20 protein-coding genes and 1 pseudogene are annotated in these 16,708 nt (G+C 74.3%); 15 read left to right on the top strand and 6 right to left on the bottom strand.

The window, feature by feature from the left end:
• Positions 1-239, top strand: a pseudogene (locus tag B0E53_RS37695) (hypothetical protein); the annotation flags it as partial.
• Positions 240-248: 9 nt separating this feature from the next.
• Here the strand turns inward: B0E53_RS37695 and B0E53_RS20140 are convergent.
• The 3 genes from B0E53_RS20140 to B0E53_RS20130 form a co-directional block, all read right to left on the bottom strand.
• Positions 249-2,303 carry a glycogen debranching N-terminal domain-containing protein gene (locus tag B0E53_RS20140; RefSeq protein ID WP_107077492.1) on the bottom strand — a complete coding sequence of 685 codons (2,055 nt, stop codon included), beginning with the start codon at positions 2,301-2,303 and terminating at the stop codon, positions 249-251.
• Positions 2,300-2,680 (bottom strand): SCP2 sterol-binding domain-containing protein, encoded by a 381-nt coding sequence (locus B0E53_RS20135; RefSeq protein ID WP_107077491.1) that lies wholly within the window; start codon positions 2,678-2,680, stop codon positions 2,300-2,302. The genes B0E53_RS20140 and B0E53_RS20135 overlap by 4 nt, the downstream gene beginning before the upstream one ends.
• 85 nt (positions 2,681-2,765) lie before the next feature.
• Positions 2,766-3,140 (bottom strand): DsrE family protein, encoded by a 375-nt coding sequence (locus B0E53_RS20130; RefSeq protein ID WP_107077490.1) that lies wholly within the window; start codon positions 3,138-3,140, stop codon positions 2,766-2,768.
• A gap of 12 nt (positions 3,141-3,152) precedes the next feature.
• Between B0E53_RS20130 and mtfM the strand changes: the two genes are divergently transcribed.
• The 6 genes from mtfM (at position 3,153) to B0E53_RS20105 (ending at position 7,559) form a co-directional block, all read left to right on the top strand.
• Complete coding sequence (mtfM, locus tag B0E53_RS40165; RefSeq protein WP_046570768.1) at positions 3,153-3,257, top strand: small membrane protein MtfM; 105 nt, start codon at positions 3,153-3,155, stop codon at positions 3,255-3,257.
• Complete coding sequence (locus B0E53_RS20125; RefSeq protein ID WP_091267494.1) at positions 3,251-3,841, top strand: FABP family protein; 591 nt, start codon at positions 3,251-3,253, stop codon at positions 3,839-3,841. The genes mtfM and B0E53_RS20125 overlap by 7 nt, the downstream gene beginning before the upstream one ends.
• A 180-nt stretch (positions 3,842-4,021) precedes the next feature.
• Complete coding sequence (locus B0E53_RS20120; RefSeq protein ID WP_107077489.1) at positions 4,022-4,450, top strand: Fur family transcriptional regulator; 429 nt, start codon at positions 4,022-4,024, stop codon at positions 4,448-4,450.
• On the top strand, positions 4,447-5,559 hold the full coding sequence (locus B0E53_RS20115; RefSeq protein WP_107077488.1) for a folate-binding protein YgfZ: 1,113 nt from the start codon (positions 4,447-4,449) through the stop codon (positions 5,557-5,559). The genes B0E53_RS20120 and B0E53_RS20115 overlap by 4 nt, the downstream gene beginning before the upstream one ends.
• 118 nt (positions 5,560-5,677) lie before the next feature.
• A complete protein-coding gene (locus B0E53_RS20110) occupies positions 5,678-6,505 on the top strand; it encodes a 3-keto-5-aminohexanoate cleavage protein (protein ID WP_107077487.1) in 828 nt (275 codons plus the stop codon).
• A 94-nt stretch (positions 6,506-6,599) separates the two neighbouring features.
• Positions 6,600-7,559 (top strand): asparaginase, encoded by a 960-nt coding sequence (locus B0E53_RS20105; RefSeq protein WP_107077486.1) that lies wholly within the window; start codon positions 6,600-6,602, stop codon positions 7,557-7,559.
• A 10-nt stretch (positions 7,560-7,569) separates the two neighbouring features.
• On the opposite strand, the gene B0E53_RS20100 is transcribed toward B0E53_RS20105, so the two are convergent.
• Positions 7,570-8,367, bottom strand: coding sequence for an alpha/beta hydrolase (locus B0E53_RS20100; RefSeq protein WP_246835507.1), 798 nt, complete (start codon positions 8,365-8,367; stop codon positions 7,570-7,572).
• A gap of 111 nt (positions 8,368-8,478) precedes the next feature.
• On the opposite strand from B0E53_RS20100, the gene B0E53_RS20095 reads away from it, so the two are divergent.
• The 5 genes from B0E53_RS20095 (at position 8,479) to B0E53_RS20075 (ending at position 11,859) form a co-directional block, all read left to right on the top strand.
• Positions 8,479-9,132, top strand: coding sequence for a helix-turn-helix transcriptional regulator (locus tag B0E53_RS20095; RefSeq protein WP_107077484.1), 654 nt, complete (start codon positions 8,479-8,481; stop codon positions 9,130-9,132).
• Complete coding sequence (locus tag B0E53_RS20090) at positions 9,129-9,833, top strand: hypothetical protein (RefSeq protein WP_107077483.1); 705 nt, start codon at positions 9,129-9,131, stop codon at positions 9,831-9,833. The genes B0E53_RS20095 and B0E53_RS20090 overlap by 4 nt, the downstream gene beginning before the upstream one ends.
• Positions 9,834-9,905: 72 nt before the next feature.
• The gene (locus B0E53_RS20085) at positions 9,906-10,226 is read left to right on the top strand and encodes a DUF2516 family protein (protein WP_091317491.1); all 321 of its coding nucleotides are present in this window, start codon (positions 9,906-9,908) and stop codon (positions 10,224-10,226) included.
• Positions 10,223-11,110 (top strand): alpha/beta hydrolase, encoded by an 888-nt coding sequence (locus B0E53_RS20080; protein WP_107077482.1) that lies wholly within the window; start codon positions 10,223-10,225, stop codon positions 11,108-11,110. Before B0E53_RS20085 ends, B0E53_RS20080 begins: the two co-directional genes overlap by 4 nt.
• A gap of 11 nt (positions 11,111-11,121) precedes the next feature.
• Positions 11,122-11,859 carry an alanyl-tRNA editing protein gene (locus tag B0E53_RS20075; protein ID WP_107077481.1) on the top strand — a complete coding sequence of 246 codons (738 nt, stop codon included), beginning with the start codon at positions 11,122-11,124 and terminating at the stop codon, positions 11,857-11,859.
• Between the two features lie 17 nt (positions 11,860-11,876).
• On the opposite strand, the gene B0E53_RS20070 is transcribed toward B0E53_RS20075, so the two are convergent.
• On the bottom strand, positions 11,877-12,545 hold the full coding sequence (locus tag B0E53_RS20070) for a nucleotidyltransferase domain-containing protein (RefSeq protein ID WP_107077493.1): 669 nt from the start codon (positions 12,543-12,545) through the stop codon (positions 11,877-11,879).
• A gap of 77 nt (positions 12,546-12,622) precedes the next feature.
• Here B0E53_RS20070 and B0E53_RS20065 point away from each other — a divergent pair, with 77 nt between their 5' ends.
• On the top strand, positions 12,623-13,537 hold the full coding sequence (locus B0E53_RS20065) for an SDR family oxidoreductase (protein WP_107077480.1): 915 nt from the start codon (positions 12,623-12,625) through the stop codon (positions 13,535-13,537).
• On the opposite strand, the gene B0E53_RS20060 is transcribed toward B0E53_RS20065, so the two are convergent.
• Complete coding sequence (locus tag B0E53_RS20060; RefSeq protein ID WP_107077479.1) at positions 13,528-14,523, bottom strand: YafY family protein; 996 nt, start codon at positions 14,521-14,523, stop codon at positions 13,528-13,530. The two genes, B0E53_RS20065 and B0E53_RS20060, sit on opposite strands and share 10 nt — an antisense overlap.
• 102 nt (positions 14,524-14,625) lie before the next feature.
• Here B0E53_RS20060 and B0E53_RS20055 point away from each other — a divergent pair, with 102 nt between their 5' ends.
• A complete protein-coding gene (locus B0E53_RS20055; protein ID WP_107077478.1) occupies positions 14,626-15,369 on the top strand; it encodes an ABC transporter ATP-binding protein in 744 nt (247 codons plus the stop codon).
• Positions 15,366-16,708, top strand: a 1,343-nt coding sequence (locus tag B0E53_RS20050) for an ABC transporter permease (protein WP_146167714.1), incomplete at its 3' end; no start/stop codon positions are given. The genes B0E53_RS20055 and B0E53_RS20050, both read left to right, overlap by 4 nt.

The raw sequence follows: 16,708 nt of genomic DNA, 5'->3' as shown, positions 1-16,708 counted from the left end.
CGGTCCAGGTCCTGGCGGCACCCTGCCCCGGGGGCGGCACGGCCCGCACGGCCCGGATCGAGACGGCCGGCGGGCCGGCCGGGTCGCCGCTGGCGGCGGCCTTCCGGGACGCCGCCGACGGCTCCCTGGTGCTCCGCGACTCCGCCGACGAGTACGCCCTGCGCGGCAGCTTCGCGGTGCTGGCCGAGCGGGTCGACGACCGGGTCCGGGTGGCGGTCACCACCACCTGCCGCGCCTGATCCGGGCGGTCAGTGCCCGTGTTGGTGGTCGTGCGGCGAGCGGCTGCGGCCCAGGGCGTCAACCCGGCCCCACCGGCCGGGGATGTCCAGCAGCTCCACCCGGCCCATCCCGCCCGGGACGGCGGGATCGATGATCAGGTGCTCGCCCTGCGGCTCCAGGCCGAGCATCACCCGCAGCAGCAGCAGTGGGGTGCCGGCCGACCAGGCCTGCGGGCTGCACGCGGTGGGGTACTCCACCGGATAGTCGGTGAGACCCCGCTCGTAACCGGCGAAAGCCTCGGGTAGCCGCCCGTCGAAGTAACGGGACGCGCTCAGCATCCCCTCGCAGATCTGCCCGGCCTCCTCCCGGAAGCCGTACTTCCACAGGCCCCAGGCGATGATCGAGTTGTCGAACGGCCAGACCGTGCCGACGTGGTAGCCGATCGGGTTGTACCGGCCCTGGTCGTCGGCGAGGGTCCGCACCCCCCAGCCGGAGAAGAGCCGCGGTCCGAGCAGCTGCCCGGCGACGGCCGCCGCCCGGGACTCGTCGACGATGCCGCTCCAGAGCAGATGCCCGATGTTGGAGGAGAGCGCGTCCACGTGCCGCCCGTCCGGGTCCAGGGCGAGCGCGTAGTACTCCCGCTCCGGGATCCAGAAGTCCCGGTTGAACCGCTCCTTCAGCGCCGCCGCCTCGCGCTCCAGCCGGTCGGCGTACGCCGGGTCGTTCCAGTACTTGCGGGCCAGCCGGGCGCCGCGCAGCTTGGCGTCGTACGCGTAGCCCTGAAGTTCGCAGGTGGCCCGGGGGAACGGCGGCAGCCGGCCGTCGGAGTAGGAGATCGAGTCCCAGGAGTCCTTCCAGCACTGGTTCGGCAGGCCGGTCTCGGGGTTGCGGGTCATGTACCAGACGTAGCCGGTGCCGAGCAGGTCGCCGTAGGAGTCGAGCCAGTTCAGCGCCCCCCGGGCCTCCTGCTCCAGCTGCCGGACCAGCTTCGTGTCCCCGGTCCACCGCTCGTACTCGTCGAGCAGGATCACGAAGAGCGCGGTCGTGTCGGCCGAGCCGTAGTAGGGGGAGTGCGGCTGCTCCTGGAAGCCGGCGGTCTCGCCGTAGCGCAGCTCGTGCAGGATCTTGCCCGGCTCCTCGTCCCGGAAGTCGTCCAGCCGGCTGCCCTGGAGGCCGGCCAGCATGAGTATGGTCGGCGGGACCAGTTCGGGCAGGAACGGCAGCAGCTGCAGCGAGGTGAAGATGCTGTCCCGACCGAACAGGGTCATGAACCAGGGCAGGCCGGCGGCGAGCAGGCGTACGCCCAGCGCGATCGACTCGTACCGGAGGGCGGCCAGGTCGTTCAGGCTGCGCCGGTACGCCCCGGCCAGCGGCTGGCAGTCGCAGCCCAGCTTCGGAGCCCGCTCGATCAGCTCGTTCTGCTCGGCGTGGATGGCCGCGACCGAGCGGTGCCCGCCGAGCGGCAGGGTGGCCCGGATGTCCTCTCCCCGGGCCCCGAAGATCCTCGTTTCCACGTGCAGCTGGGTGGTCCACTCGCCGTGCGGGCCGACCCGCAGCTGGAAGGTCAGCCCCTCCCGGTCGAAGTCGGCCGGCGCGGTGCTGGTCACCACCGCCTCGCGGTGGAACCCCTCCCGGCGGTACGTGAGCCGCAGCCGGTCCCCGCTCACCGTGGGCGTGGTGCGCCCCTTCTTCTGCCGCTGGTGCTTGATCTCGAACAGGTCGGCGAAGTCGGAGCCGACGTCCAGCCGTAGCGTGAACTCCACCTCCTGGCCCGAGTGGTTGAGCAGGGTCAGCTCCTCGTCGAAGCTGCCGCCGATCGACCGGCTGCGGATCACCGAGACCTTGGCGTCCAGGTAGTGCGTCGGCTCGCCGGGGACCAGGAAGAACCGGGTCCGGTACGACATCGAGTCGTCGATCGAGAGCGGGTGCAGCCGTTCCCCGTTGAGGGTGAGCAGCCAGGTCGAGATGAACCGGGTGTCGAAGGAGAAGAGCCCCGTGGGGAAGTCGAACGACGGCTCGATGTCGCCGCGCCGGTCGCTGACCAGGAAGGTGTTGCCGTCCAGGATGCTGACGCGTTCCTTCATCCCGACCGCCGGACGTGTTCGCGGGCGGTCTCCCGGGGGTCCCGGACGCCGGGCGGGTCGGGGAAGAACCGGCGGAACACCAGGAACAGCATCACGTTGCCGCTGAACGTGGCCTCGTTGCGCAGCACCGCCGCCATGCCGGCCTGCCGGCCGGTGGCCAACTCCTCGAACAGCTCGGCGCTGATCGTGAAGACCGCGTCGGCCGGTAGCTGCTCCCGAGTCACCCGGACCGCCCCGGGCGCCACCTCCAGGTACCAATGCTCGGTGCGGTTGCCGGTGGTCAGGTCGACCTGGAGGCGGCCACGGGTCGGGCCGCGCAGCACCGCCGGGGCCCGCGCCGGCAGAGACCCGAAGAACCGCTCGATCGCCTCACCCACACCCGAATCGTAGGCAGCGGTCGGACATGTCGGGCCAGGATCGGCAGTCCATGCGAAACGGACATTCGCCGCGCGGCCCGGTGGGTCAGTAGACCAGGGCCTGAGCGCCCTCGGTCATCGCCTCCTCGACGAAGACCGCCGCCCCGGCGATCCGTACGCCGGGAATGACGTCGTCCTGGCCGATGTCCCGGCGGGCCGCGCACTGGGTGCAGGCGGTCACCTTGCCGGTGGCCAGGATGACGTGCAGCAGCTCGGCCAGCGGCGCGGAGTGCGGGAGTTCGAAGTCCTGCGCCCGCCCGGGCAGCGCGAACCAGGTCGATTCGCCGGTGAGCCAGAGCGACACGTCGACCCCGGCGGCGGCCGCCGTGGCGGCGACGGTGAAGGCCTGTGCGCAGCGCTCCGGGGCGTCCGCGCCGGCGGTGGCCTTGACGACGAGAGTGCGGGCCATGACGCCCAGCATAGGATGGCCGGGATGGTTACCGAGATCGGGTTCGTCAGCCTGCTGGTCGCCGGCCTGGGCGCGCTCGCCGGTGGCCTCGTCTACCTCGCTGTTCGCATCTCGAGAGGAAAATGGTGAGCGAGAACCCGCTCCAGCCGCCGTGGCTGAACGCGCCGCCGGTCGACCCGTACCCGTACGAGGAGAGCCACGACCTGCGCGTCGGCCCGAAGCTGCACCGGAGCCTGGACGGCCTGCTCCCGTACATCGGGGTGTGGCGCGGGCGGGGTCGCGGCGGGTTCCCGACCATCGAGGACTTCGACTTCGCGCAGGAGATCCGGATCAGCCACGACGGCCGGCCGTTCCTGTTCTACGAGTCCCGCGCCTGGATCCTGGACGAGCAGAGCCGCCCGGTCCGCCCGGCCGGGCGTGAGGTGGGCTGGTGGCGCCCGGTGCTGGACGGCGACCGGGTCACCGACGAGCTGGAAGCGCTGATGACCACACCCACCGGCGTGATGGAGCTGCACATCGGCAAGCGCAAGGGCACCCAGATCGAGTTCGCCACCGACGCGGTGGTGCGGACGGCCACCGCCAAGGAGGTCACCGCCGGCGCCCGCCTCTTCGGCATCGTCGAGGGCGCCCTCCTCTACGCCCAGGAAATGGCCGCCGTAGGCCATCCCCTGAGCCCCCACCTCTCCGCCCGCCTAACCCGCGTAGCCGGCTAACCCCCACCTTTCGGCGGTCGGGGGCCGGTCGGGGTGGGGCAGGACCAGCCGATCGCGGCCGCGCCGGCCGGTACGACACCCCGGCCCGGCACGGCCACCCGCGTCGCCAGCACGAGCGCGGCGTAGTGGCGTACCCCGGCGGCGGGCGGACCGGCGCGGCGGCCGAACTATGATCGGACGGTGTCCGAATCCTCCCTGGCGGAACTGCTCCGCTCCCGTGGGCTGCGGCTGACGGCGCAGCGGCAGCTGGTCCTCCAGGCTGTCCTGGACCTGGGGCACGCCACGCCGGAGCAGGTGCACACGGCGGTGCGCGAGGTGGCGGCCGGGGTCAACATCACCACCATCTACCGGACGCTGGAGCTGCTGGAACGGCTGGGCCTGGTGACTCACACCCACCTGTCGCACGGCTCGCCGACCTACCACGCGGCCGGTGAGCACCAGCACGTACACCTGGTCTGCCGGGAGTGCGGCGCGATCGACGAGATCGACCCCGAGTTGCTCCGGCCGCTCGCCGAGCAGCTGGCCGCGCAGCGGGGATTCCAGGTCGACATCGGGCACGTGGCGCTGTTCGGCGTCTGCGGCCAGTGCGAGGACGGGGAACGCCAATGATCGACATCGCGGGAGCGGTGACCACCGAGGCCATCGACGAGGAGACCCTGGACCAGCCCGAGCCGGCCCACCGGGCGGCCGGGGTCGGGCCGGTGGCCGCCCACTACGGCGACCCGATGCGCGAGCAGCGCACCCTGGCCACCGGTGTCGGCCTGGTCGACCGCTCGCACCGGGGCGTCATCGCGGTGCCGGGCGAGGAGCGGATGACCTGGCTGCACACCCTGACGAGCCAGCACCTCGCGGCACTGCGCCCGTGGCAGGGCACCGAGCTGCTGGTGCTCTCCCCGCACGGGCACGTCGAGCAGCACGCCATGGTCGCCGAGGACGGCGAGACCACCTGGCTGGACACGGAGCCGGGGATGACCGGCGGTCTCCTGTCGTACCTGGAGAGGATGCGGTTCTTCAGCAAGGTCGACCCGCGCGACGCCACGGCCGACCACGCGCTGCTCTCGCTGGTCGGGCCCGAGGCTGCCGGCGCGCTCGACACGCTCGGGGTCACCGGCCTGGCCGTGCCGGACGTGGTCGCGGTGCCGGGTCCGAAGTTCCGCTCCGGCGAGCTGCCCTCCCGGCCCTCCGTGGTGTACGACGTGAAGCCGCTGCCCGTCGGCGGCTGGGCCCGGCGGGTGGCGCTCGGCGTCGACCTGCTGGTGCCTCGCGAGGCGATGACCCAGGTCGTCGACGAGCTGCGCGGCGCCGGCGTGCCGGTGGCCGGGCTGTGGGCGTACGAGGCGGTGCGGGTGGCCGCCCGGCGGCCCCGGGCCGGGGTGGACACCGACCACCGGACCATCCCCGCCGAGGTGGGCCTGATCGGTTCGGCCGTACACCTGGACAAGGGCTGCTACCGCGGGCAGGAGACGGTGGCCCGGGTGCACAACCTGGGCAAGCCGCCGCGCCGGCTCGCCCTGCTGCACCTCGACGGGGTGACCACCGACCAGCCCCCGGCCGCCGGCACGCCGGTGACGCTGGACGGCCGGACGGTCGGCTTCGTCGGCACCGCGGTGCACCACTTCGAGCTGGGTCAGATCGCCCTGGCCGTGGTCAAGCGGAACGTGGCCGACGACGCGCGCCTGATGGTGGGGGAGTCGGCCGCCGCCATCGACCCGGCGTAAGGACTGTCGTCCCGGTGGCCGTAAAGCGGAAAATCTTCCGCTTCTAGTGGCGGGTGCGCCTGATCCTGCTGCGATCCGGCTGTCGACCGGAGGGGAGCCGGCGGTCTAGGATCCGGGCATGACCACAGGGACGTTGATCACGGTTGCCCCCACCGGCGCGGAGTCGGCCAAGGCGGAGGTGCCGGCGCTGCCGGTGACCCTGGACGAGCTGCTGCTGACCGCCAAGGAGTGCGAGGCGCTCGGCGCCGCCGTGATCCACGTCCACATCCGCGACGACGAGGCGAAGCCCACCCTCGACCAGGGCCGGCTGCGGGAGACCGTGGCGGCGCTGCGGCAGAGCACCGACCTGATCGTGCAGCTCTCCTCCGGCGGTGCGGTGACCGACCCGGAGGCCGCCCGGCTGGCCGTGCTCGACGCCGGCCCGGACATGGCCTCCTGCACCATGGGCACGGTCAACTTCGGCGACGACGTGTTCCTCAACCGCTGGGAGTTCATCGTCGACCTGCACACCCGGATGCAGGACAAGGGCGTCGTCCCGGAGTACGAGATCTTCGAGCTGGGCCACCTCACCGCGCTCCAGCGCCTGCTCGGCAAGTACGGCCTGCCGCACGGTGGGCACGTGCACGTCGACTTCGTGATGGGCGTGCCGGGCGGCATGCCGGGCACCACGGCCACCCTGGTCGCCGCCCAGCAGATGCTGCGCGACCTCCCCGAGGGCACCACGTTCTCGGCCACCGGCATCGGCCGCAGCACCATTCCGGTGATGCTGGCCTCGCTCTCGGCCGGCGGTCACCTCCGGGTGGGCATGGAGGACACCGTCACCTACGCCAAGGGCCGCCCGGTCGAGTCCAACATGCAACTGGTCGCCCGCGCGGTCGGCTTCGCCCAGCTCGCCCAGCGCCCGCCGCTGACCACCACCGAGGCCCGGGCGCTGCTCGGCCTGTAAGCGACGATCCGCCCGGCACCCCTGTACGTCGGCGACCGACGCCGCTGGTCACCCCGGTGCCGGGCCCGCCGGGCCCCTCGGTACCGTCCACTCCGTGGGAAAGACGTACGAGGGCGGCGTGCCGCTCGCCGAGGTGGTCCGGTCCGGGTTCGTGGAGGGCGTCCACCGTGGTTCCGTGGCGGTGCTCGACTCCGCCGGCGCGCCGGTGTCCGGGGCGGGGGACGTCACGTCGCCGATCTTCCCCCGGTCGTCCAACAAGCCGATGCAGGCGATCGGGATGCTCCGGGCCGGCCTGCCGCTGACCGACCCGGCCGACGTGGCGCTGGCCTCGGCGAGCCACGCCGGCGAGGAGTTCCACGTCGAGCGGGTCACCGCCCTGCTGCGCGGCGCCGGCCTGACCGAGGAGGCGCTGCACTGCCCGCCGGACCTGCCGGTCGGCGAGGCGGCCCGGGAGGCGGTGCTGCGCGCCGGAGGCGGGCCGACCCGGACCCTGATGAACTGCTCCGGCAAGCACACGGCGATGCTGCTCACCTGCCTGGCCGCCGGGTGGCCGCTGGACGGCTACTGGCGCCCCGAGCACCCGCTCCAGCACCGGCTCACCGCCGCGATCGAGGAGTTCACCGGGGAGAAGGTGGCGGCCGTCGGGGTGGACGGCTGCGGGGCGCCGGTGCTCGCCGTCTCGCTGACCGGGCTGGCGCGGGCCTTCCTGCGGCTGGTCTCCGCCGAGCCGGGCACCGTCGAGCGGACCGTGGCCGACGCGATGCGGGCGTACCCGGAGCTGGTCGGGGGCACCCAGGCCGACGACACCCGGCTGATGCGCGGCGTACCCGGGCTGCTGGCCAAGGTCGGCGCGGAGGGCGTGATCGCGGCGGCGGTGCCGGGGGTCGGCGCGGTCGCTCTCAAGATCGACGACGGCGCCGGACGGGCCCGGATGCCGGTGCTGGTGTCGGCGCTGCGCCGGCTCGGCGTCGAGGCCCCGGTGCTGATCGAGTACGCCGAGGTGCCGCTGCTCGGCGGCGGCCTGCCGGTGGGGGCGGTCCGTCCCGTCTGGTGACCCGGGGCGGCTAGCGGAGGAAGTCGAGCAGCGCGGCGTTCACCGGTTCGGGGCGCTCCAGCGGCAGCAGGTGACCGGCGTCCGGCACATCCGGCAGCCGCACGCCCCGCGGGGCCTCGGCGGCGATCCGGTCGGCCAGCCGGCGGATGTCGGCCAGGTCGTCCGCGCCCGCGGCCGCCAGCACCGGCATCCGCAGCTCGGCCAGCCGGTCGATCGCCGGCGGGTCGAGCTCGCCGGCCTCGACCGCGCTGAGCGCCTGCTCGGCGGCGAGCGCCCGCCGGTCCATCTCCTCGGCGAACCGGATCAGCTCCGGGTCGACGTCGGCCGGCTCGCGGGTCGGGCCGACCACCCAGAACCGCACCTCGCCGGCCGCGGTCGCGGCGAAGTCCCCCGGGTCCACGTCGCCGACCAGCTCCTCCCAGAGCCGCTCGGTCTCCTCGGACCACTCGTTGCCGGAGACCGGGGCGCCGAAGAGGGCCAGCGCGGCCACCCGGTCCGGGTACGCCAGCGCGGTGTCCACCGCGACCTTGCCGCCGAACGAGCAGCCCACCAGGGCGGCCTGGGCGACGCCCAGCGCGTCGAGCAGCCCGATCACGTCGTCGTGGTGCGCGAACGGGCCGGGTGGCAGCTCGGAGTCGCCGTAGCCGCGCAGGTCGACGGCGATGACCCGGTGCCGGGCGGCGAGCGCGGGCAACTGGTTCCGCCACATCCGCCGGTCGGCGATGCCGGCGTGCAGCAGCACCACCGGGCTGCCGCTACCGGCCTCGTCGTACGCGAGCGAGGCGCCGTTGACTTCGATCTTGACCACGGGAAAACCGTACGGACGCGACAGCTGGCGCGCAACCGGCTATCCGTGACCTCGCTAACTCTGGCAAGCATTTTGCTTGCAGCAGCTAGCACTGCGAGCTAGCGTGGAGTCATGGCCACCAGCAAGGACCTTCCCGACGTCGGCGGGTTCATTCGCGACCTGCGCCGCAACGCGAAGATCTCACTGCGCCAGCTCGCCGAGCAGGCCGGCGTCAGCAACCCGTACCTGAGCCAGATCGAACGCGGCCTGCGCAAGCCGAGCGCCGAGGTGCTCCAGCAGCTCGCCAGCGCCCTGCGTGTCTCCACCCCCGCCATGTACCTGCGGGCCGGGCTGCTGGACGACAGGGAGGGGCAGGGCGTGCTCGCGGCGATCGCCGTCGACCCCGAGCTGACCATGGCCCAGAAGCAGTCGCTCACCCAGATCTACGAGACGTTCCGCCGGGAGAACGCGCGCCTCACCGAGGCGACGGCCGCGGCCCAGGCGGCCACGGAAGCGGCCCAGCCGGCCACGGCACCGGAGGCCCGGGCCACCGAACCGGCCCGGCCGACCACGCCGGCCACCGCGCCGGAGGCCCCGGCCACCGTCGCGCCGGCCGCGACCGGCCCCACGACGCCGGACGGCACCCCGACCGAGGCGGTCCTCGAGTCGGTCGCCGTCACCGAGGCGGGCCCGGCGCCCGCCCCGACCACCGCCGTCCCCCAGAAGAAGGCCGCCCGCAGGGTGGTCCGGAAGGCCGCCGGTGCGGCCGAAGAGGAGCAGTCATGACCCAGCCGAAGACCAACCGCATCCCGGCCCCCGTCTACGCCGCCGCCGGCGCCGGCGAGCTGGCCCTCCAGCAGCTGCGCAAGCTCCCCACCGTGGTCAGCGACCTCGGCACCAGGGTCGTCGCCGACCTCGGTGGCAAGGCCGTCATCACCGGCTTCGAACTGCGCCAGAAGGCCACCGAGACGCTGAAGACCGCCAACCTCACCGCCACCGGGCTGCGGGAGAAGGCCGGCTCGGGCGACCTCGACCTGGACAAGCTGCGCGAGGCCGCCAACCTGGACAAGCTCCGGGAGGCCGCCAACCTCGACAAGCTGCGCGAGGCGGCCGGCCGCAACGCCGCCGCCGTGCTGGCCGGCGCGCAGGCCGCGCAGGAGCGCGCCCTGGCCGCGTACGCCGAGCTGGTCGCCCGCGGTGAGCGGGTCGTCGGCGCGGGCGTGCTGGAGGCCGCCGACACGGTGAACGCCGACATCGAGGCGACCGAGGCCGACACCACCCCGGCCGCGCCGGCCGCCGTGCCCACGCCGGCCGCGCCGGCCGAGGTGCCCACCCCGGCCGAGGTGGCCGAGGTCGTCGAGGCCCAGCCCGCCGCCGTGAAGCGGACCCGGGCGAAGGCCACCACCGCCAAGGCGACCGCGACCAAGGCCACCCCCTCGGCGAAGCTGCCGAAGACCACGAAGCGGACCCGCCCGGCCGCCGAGTGAGTCGAGCCTGGACCGAGACCCCGGACGGCGTCCTGTCGGACGTTTCCGGGGTCTCGGCATAAGCTTGCCGACATGGCCTACGCCGCGCCGCTCTTCTACCTCGAAGTCCGCTACGTGATCGAGCTGATCCTGCTCGTCTTCGCCCTGGTCATCGAGGCCGTCTCCCTGGTGCACGCGATCACCCAACGATCCGACGCCTTCGCGGCCATCGGCACCCTCCCCAAGGGTGGCTGGATCGCCATCCTGGCCGTCTGCATGGTGCTCACCCTGCTCGGCGTCGGCGGCGGCGTGCTCAGCATCTTCGGTCTGATCGGTGTCGCCGCGGCGTTGATCTACCTGCTGGACGTTCGGGTCGGGCTGCGCGACCTGCACGACGGCCGGGGCTTCTGGTGAGAAGCTTCCGCTGGCCACCACCGCCGGACGGCGGCCCCCGCACCTGGGGCCCCGGCCCCGGCGCGCCCCGCACCGGCCGCCCGGCCCTGCCCGAGCCGGAGACCGAGCTGGTCACCACCCCGCACGGCGTACGCCTGGAGCGGCTGGTCACCGGCACCGGTGACCCGGTGACGGTGTTCGCGCACGGGCTGGGTAACGGCATCGCCACCACCCGCCCCTTCGGCAGCGGGGTCACCGGCCGGCGGCTCTTCTTCCAGTTCCGCGGGCACGGCCGCTCCGACTCGCCGCCCGGCCCGTGGAGCTACCTGGACCTGGCCCGTGACCTGCGGGCCGTCGCCGACCTCGGCGGCGCCACCCGGGCCTTCGGGGCCAGCCTCGGCGCCGGCGCGCTCTGCCGGCTGCTCGTCGAGAGCCCGGAACGCTTCGAGAAGCTGGTCTTCTTCCTGCCGGCCGTGTTGGACACCCCGCGCGGCGAGGCGGCCCGCACCCGGCTCACCGACCTGCTCGACGCCGTGGCCGACGGAGACGCCTCCGCGCTGGCCGACGTGGTGTCGCTGGAGCTGCCGCCCTCGGTCCGCAACACCCCGGCCGGCTGGGCCTACCTGCGGCAGCGGCTCGACCAACTGCTCCGCGACGGGCTCGCGCCGGGCCTGGCCGGCCTGCCCGAGCAGGCCCCGGTGCGCGACGCCGGGGCGCTCGCCGCGGTCACCGCGCCGGCCCTGGTGATCGGCTGCGCCGGCGACGACCTGCACCCGGTGGCCGTCGCCGAGCAGTTGGCCGCCGCGCTGCCCGGGGCCACCCTGCACGTGTACGACCGGCCCGGCGTGCTCTGGACGGAACGCGCCGACCTGCGGGAGCGGATCTCGACGTTCCTCAACGGGTAACGTCGGCGGTCATGGGCGTCACACACCACGGCCGTACGCACCGACTCGACCTCGCCGACCCCACCCTGCGGGAGTGGCAGTGCACGGTGCTGGCGGCCGATCCCGAACAGGGCATCGTGCTGGACCGGTCGGCCTTCTACCCGGGCGGCGGCGGGCAGCCGCCGGACCACGGAGTGCTGCTCTGGCAGGGGGTGCAGACCCGGATCGTGGGCACCCGCAAGGGCGACGACCTCTGGCTCGTCCCGGCCGAGGGTGACCCGGTGCCGCCGGTCGGCACCGCGGTCGCCGGCGCGGTCGAGGACACCCGGCGGACCATGCTGATGCGTACCCACTCCGGCCTGCACGTGCTCTGCGGCGTGGTGTTCCGCGACTTCGGCGCGCTGGTCACCGGCGGCAACATGGAACCGGGCGAGGCCCGGATGGACTTCAACCTCCCCGAGGTGCCGCCGGACTTCAAGGCCCGGATCGAGGACCTGGTCAACGCCGAGGTGGCCGCGGACCGGTCGGTCGCCGTCCGGGTGCTGCCCCGGGCGGAGGCGCTGGCCCTGCCGGACATCATCCGTACCCAGTCCAACCTGATTCCGCCGGAGGAGCAGGAGGTGCGGATCGTCGACATCGTCGGGCTGGACGTGCAGGCCGACGGCGGCACCCACGTCGCCTCCACCGCCCAGATCGGCAAGGTCCAGGTGGTCAAGGTGGAGAGCAAGGGCCGCGCCAACCGCCGGGTACGCGTCCGCCTCGCCGACTGAGGTCGAGCCGTGCCGGGTCAGGGCAGGTGGGCCGCCCGGACGTCGAGCAGCCACCGCTCCACGGTCTCCTCGTCCGGGCGTTCCGGCAGCGGGGTGCGGATCCGGGCGAAGTCCCGCTCGGCCGCCGCCACCAGCTCCTCCGCCTCGGCCAGGGCGCCACCGGCCACCCGCTCGCCGAACGCCCGGAACCACTCCGGGTCGGCCAGCCGGATCTCCAGCACGCCGGTCGCGTAGAGCACCCGGCCCTGGTGCAGCAGCCGGGCCAGGTGCCGCGCGTGCTTCGCCGACCGCCGCCGACCGCCGACGGACGAGTCCCGAGCGGTCAGCTTGCGGAACTGCTGGCTCGCGTAGCCGAGGTAGGCGTCCCGGACCCGGGGCGCGCTGAGGAACGCCGCGCGGATGCCGATGAGCCGCTCCCCGAACCCGGTGCGGGTCTCGTAGCACTCCTCGGGCAGCCACATCAGCTCGGTGGCGGTCGGGTTCCCGCTCAGGGCGAGGCGGGCGTACTTCGCGCACTCGTGCAGGGTCACGTCGGGATCCGTCGTCACCACGGACTCGCGGGGCGGGTGCAGGCCGTGGAAGGCGACCGTGGGCGCGGCGAAGACGCCGATCCGGTCCACGTCCGAGTCCGGCCCGGCCAGCCCGTACGCGACCGAGCCGACGATCCCGGAGAGCAGCAGGTGCATGCGGGCCATGATGGCCGATCCGGATCGCTTCGGAAAACCGGACTTCGGCCGTCAGGTATCGGTGTCACGGTGGTGGCATGACCACACCGCTGACAGGGAAGATCGCGCTCGTCGCCGGCGCGACCCGGGGCGCCGGCCGGCAGATCGCCGTCCAGCTCGGCGCCGCCGGAGCCACCGTCTACGTCACCGGCCGTTCCACCCGGGAGCGCCGCTCCGAGATGGACCGCTCGGAGACCATCGAGGAGACCGCCGAGCTGGTGACCGCGGCCGGCGGCACCGGCATCGCCGTCGTCGTCGACCACCTCGACCCCGAGCAGGTGCGCAGGCTCGTCGCGCGGATCGACGCCGAACAGGGCCGCCTCGACGTGCTGGTCAACGACGTCTGGGGCGGCGACCCGCTGATCACCTGGGACAAGCCGGTCTGGGAGCAGCCCCTCGACGCCGGCTTCCGGATGCTCCGGCTGGCCGTGGACACCCACATCATCACCAGCCACTTCGCGCTGCCGCTGCTGATCCGCAACCCGGGCGGCCTGGTGGTCGAGATCGGCGACGGGACGAAGGAGTACAACGACACCGAGTACCGGGTGTCGCTCTTCTACGATCTGGCCAAGGTCTCGGTGAACCGGCTCGCCTTCAGCCAGGCGCACGAGCTGGCGCCGCACGGCGCCACGGCGGTCGCGCTCAGCCCGGGCTGGCTGCGCTCGGAGGCGATGCTGGAACTCTTCGGGGTCACCGAGGCCAACTGGCGCGACGCGGCGGCCGGGCAACCGCACTTCGTCATGTCGGAGACGCCGGCCTTCGTCGGGCGCGCGGTGGCCGCCCTGGCCGCCGACCCGGACCGGGCACGCTGGAACGGGCGGTCGGTGGACAGCGGCGGGCTGGCCCAGGTGTACGGCTTCACCGACCTCGACGGGACCCGCCCGCACTGGGCGCGCTACTACGAGGAAGTGGTCCGGCCCGGCAAGCCGGCGGACGACACCGGCTACCGCTGACCGGCGTCCGCCGCGTCGTCCGCGTAGAGCGCGGCCGCGCGGCGGGCCGCCGCGGCACAGCGGGCCCGCAGCTCGGGCGGGTCGAGCACCTCCACCTCGGGGCCGAGCGCCAGCAACTGGGCGTACGCCACCTCGACCGACTCGACGGGCAGCCGGAGCACCACCCGGCCCTGCCCGTCGGGCCGGCCGGCGGCGGCGACCGCCTCGGCGTGGACGAACGGGGCGTCGACCAGGTGCCGCAGCGCGCGCAGCCCGGCCGGGCTGAGCCGCACGGTGACCTCGGCCCGGAGGATGTCCCGCAGGAACGCCTCGGCCTGCTCCCGCCAGTACGCCCCGAGGTCGAAGCCCTCGTCCCGGGCGAAGCCCTCCTCGCCGACCTCGACGCCGACCACCCGGTCCACCCGGTACGTCCGCCACCCGTCGCCGACCCGCCCGACCAGATACCAGACGCCGTTCTTCAGCACCAGCCCGTACGGCGCGACCGCGCGGGTCACCTCCCGGTCGCCGCGCCGGTAGCGCAGCTCGACCAGCCGGTCCCGCCAGACCGCCCGGGCCAGCTCGGCCAGCAACGGGGGCGGGCCGGCCTCCCGGAACCAGCCCGGCACGTCCAGATGGAACCGCTGGCCGGTCCGGGCGGGCGCGTCCCGCAGGCTCGGCGGCAGCGCGGCGAGCACCTTCAGCTCGGCGGCGGCAACCGCGTCGGCCAGCCCCATGTCGCCGGCCGGCCCGGGCAGCCCGGCCAGGAAGAGCGCCTCCGCTTCGTCCCGGGTCAGCCCGGTCAGCCGGGTCCGGTAGCCGCCGAGCAGGCGGTAGCCGCCGGCGCGGCCCCGGTCGGCGTACACCGGCACCCCGGCCGCGGAGAGCGCCAGCACGTCCCGGTAGACGGTGCGCTCGGAGACCTCCAGCTCGCGGGCCAGCTCGGCCGCGGTCATCGTCTCCCGCGCCTGGAGCAGCAGCACCAACGAGATCAGCCGGGACGCACGCACCCGCCCATCCTGCCCCGCCTCCGCCACGGTAGGGCTGTCCCCACCCCAGAGATACGAGGTGACCGTGTGTTGCCGGGCCCGCCCGGTGGCGAGGCTGAGGACATGCGAATTCACGGAGCTGGCGGGCCGGTCGTGGAACTGGTCGACGTGGTGCGGAGATATGCCGGCGGCAGCGGGACGCCCGCGCTGGCCGGTGTCACGGTCGCTTTCGCGGCCGGAACGTTCAGCGCGGTCATGGGACCGTCGGGGTCGGGAAAGTCCACCCTGCTGCAGTGCGCCGCCGGCCTGGACCGGCCGGACGGGGGAGAGGTCCGGCTCGCCGGGCAGGAGCTCGGGACGCTGCGCGAGCCGAAGCTCACCCAGGCCCGTCGCCGACGGGTGGGCTTCGTGTTCCAGTCGTACAACCTGATGGAGTCGCTGTCGGTCTGGCAGAACGTGCTCCTGCCGCAGCGGCTCGCCGGCACCCGGCCGGACCGGGCCTGGGCCCGTGAGGTGGTGCGCCGGGTGGGCCTCGCCGGGCGGGAGGACGACCGGCCGGGGCAGCTCTCCGGCGGGCAGCGGCAGCGGGTCGCGCTCGCCCGGGCGCTCGCCGCCCGACCTGAGGTGATCTTCGCGGACGAGCCGACCGGAGCCCTCGACCTCGGCGCCGGCCGGGAGGTGCTCGCGCTGCTGCGTGAGGCGGTGGACGACCTGCGTACCGCGGTGGTGATGGTGACCCACGACCCGGCGGCGGCCGCGTGGGCCGACCGGGTGGTCTTCCTCGCCGATGGCCGCGTGGTCGACGAACTGGCCGAGCCGACGGTCGAGACGGTGGCCGCCCGGATGACGGCGGTGACGGCCGCATGATCCGCCTGGCGATCGGAACGCTGCGCCGCCACCGCGGCGCCTACCTCGGCACCTTCCTCGCCGCGCTGCTCGCCGTGGCCCTGCTGGCCGGGGCCGGCCTGCTGCTCTTCTCGGTGCTCACCGCCACCCCGCCGGCCGACCGGTTCGCGGCCGCCACGGCGGTGGTCTCCGGCGCCCGCGAGGTCACCCTCACCACGACGAGGGAGAAGCACAAGAAGGGCAAGACCAAGACGAAGACCAAGACGAAGACCGAACGGCTCAGCGGCGCGGGGACGCTTCCCGACGACCTCGCGGCCCGGCTGGCCGCGCTGCCCGGGGTGGCCCGGGCCGTCCCGGATGCCGCCTTCCCCGTCGAGCTGGCCACCGCCGCCGGGCCGGTGCGCGGCGCCGACGCCGCCCCGGTGATCGGCCACGGCTGGTCGTCGGCCGCGCTCACCCCGTACCGGCTTCGTGCCGGACAACCGCCGGCGGCCGGCGAGGCGGTCGTGGACGCCGACCTCGCCGCCCGGGGCGGCCTCACCGTCGGGGACGAGGTCCGGATCACCACCCGCACGGGGGTACGCAGCCTGCGGCTGGCCGGCATCGCCGCCCCCGCCGGGCGGGACGCGCTGCCCGCACAGGGCGCGCTCTTCCTCGCCGACCGTGCGGTGGCCACGGTCTCCGGGCTGGCCGGACCCACCGCGGTCGCGGTGCTGGCCCAGCCGGGAGCCGATCGGGCGGCCCTGCTCGCGGCGATCCGTGCCCGCGCCGGGGACGCACCGGTGCTGACTGGGGCGGACCGGGTCCACGCCGACCTGCCCGGGGCGCTGCCCGACTACCTCGGACCGATCTCCGTCTTCGGCTTCACCATCGGCATCACCGCCTTCGCCGCAATCTTCGTGCTCACCGGCACGGTGGCGCTCGGGGTCCGGCAGCGGCTGCGCGAACTGGCGCTGCTGCGCACCATCGGAGCGACCCCGCGCCAACTGCGGCGGCTGCTCGGCGTGGAGAGCCTGGTCCTCGCCGCCGTCGCCGCGCTGCCGGGGCTGCCGCTCGGCGTGCTCGTCGCGCACCTGGTGGCGGTCCGGTTCCGGCACCTCGGGGTGGTGCCGGCCCAGTTCACCGTGCGCGTCAACCCGGTGGTGCTGTTGCTCGCCGGATGCGCCGGGGCGCTCGTCACCCTGGTCGCCGCGCGATTCGCCGGCCGCCGGGCGGTCCGGATCGCGCCGGCCCAGGCGCTCACCGAGACCGCCGTCGCGCCGCGCGGCGGGATGCTGGCCCGGGCCGCCATCGCCCTGGTCGCCGCGGCCGGCGCGGTCGCCGTGCTGACCTTCGTGCCGCTCGGCGGTCCGTTCGGCAT

Source organism: Micromonospora sp. MH33 (assembly GCF_003013775.1).
GTDB classification, from domain to species: Bacteria; Actinomycetota; Actinomycetes; order Mycobacteriales; family Micromonosporaceae; genus Micromonospora; species Micromonospora fulviviridis.
This window is presented reverse-complemented; position numbering and strand designations above follow the sequence as displayed.

What these genes read in the sequence shown, in the direction of transcription:
- B0E53_RS20140 (WP_107077492.1), bottom strand. Translation starts at nt 2,303, where the DNA reads ATGAAGGAACGCGTCAGCATCCTGGACGGCAACACCTTCCTGGTCAGC.
- B0E53_RS20130 (WP_107077490.1), bottom strand. Translation starts at nt 3,140, where the DNA reads ATGCTGGGCGTCATGGCCCGCACTCTCGTCGTCAAGGCCACCGCCGGC.
- mtfM (WP_046570768.1), top strand. Translation starts at nt 3,153, where the DNA reads ATGGTTACCGAGATCGGGTTCGTCAGCCTGCTGGTCGCCGGCCTGGGC.
- B0E53_RS20125 (WP_091267494.1), top strand. Translation starts at nt 3,251, where the DNA reads ATGGTGAGCGAGAACCCGCTCCAGCCGCCGTGGCTGAACGCGCCGCCG.
- B0E53_RS20115 (WP_107077488.1), top strand. Translation starts at nt 4,447, where the DNA reads ATGATCGACATCGCGGGAGCGGTGACCACCGAGGCCATCGACGAGGAG.
- B0E53_RS20110 (WP_107077487.1), top strand. Translation starts at nt 5,678, where the DNA reads ATGACCACAGGGACGTTGATCACGGTTGCCCCCACCGGCGCGGAGTCG.
- B0E53_RS20095 (WP_107077484.1), top strand. Translation starts at nt 8,479, where the DNA reads ATGGCCACCAGCAAGGACCTTCCCGACGTCGGCGGGTTCATTCGCGAC.
- B0E53_RS20090 (WP_107077483.1), top strand. Translation starts at nt 9,129, where the DNA reads ATGACCCAGCCGAAGACCAACCGCATCCCGGCCCCCGTCTACGCCGCC.
- B0E53_RS20085 (WP_091317491.1), top strand. Translation starts at nt 9,906, where the DNA reads ATGGCCTACGCCGCGCCGCTCTTCTACCTCGAAGTCCGCTACGTGATC.
- B0E53_RS20075 (WP_107077481.1), top strand. Translation starts at nt 11,122, where the DNA reads ATGGGCGTCACACACCACGGCCGTACGCACCGACTCGACCTCGCCGAC.
- B0E53_RS20070 (WP_107077493.1), bottom strand. Translation starts at nt 12,545, where the DNA reads ATGCACCTGCTGCTCTCCGGGATCGTCGGCTCGGTCGCGTACGGGCTG.
- B0E53_RS20065 (WP_107077480.1), top strand. Translation starts at nt 12,623, where the DNA reads ATGACCACACCGCTGACAGGGAAGATCGCGCTCGTCGCCGGCGCGACC.
- B0E53_RS20055 (WP_107077478.1), top strand. Translation starts at nt 14,626, where the DNA reads ATGCGAATTCACGGAGCTGGCGGGCCGGTCGTGGAACTGGTCGACGTG.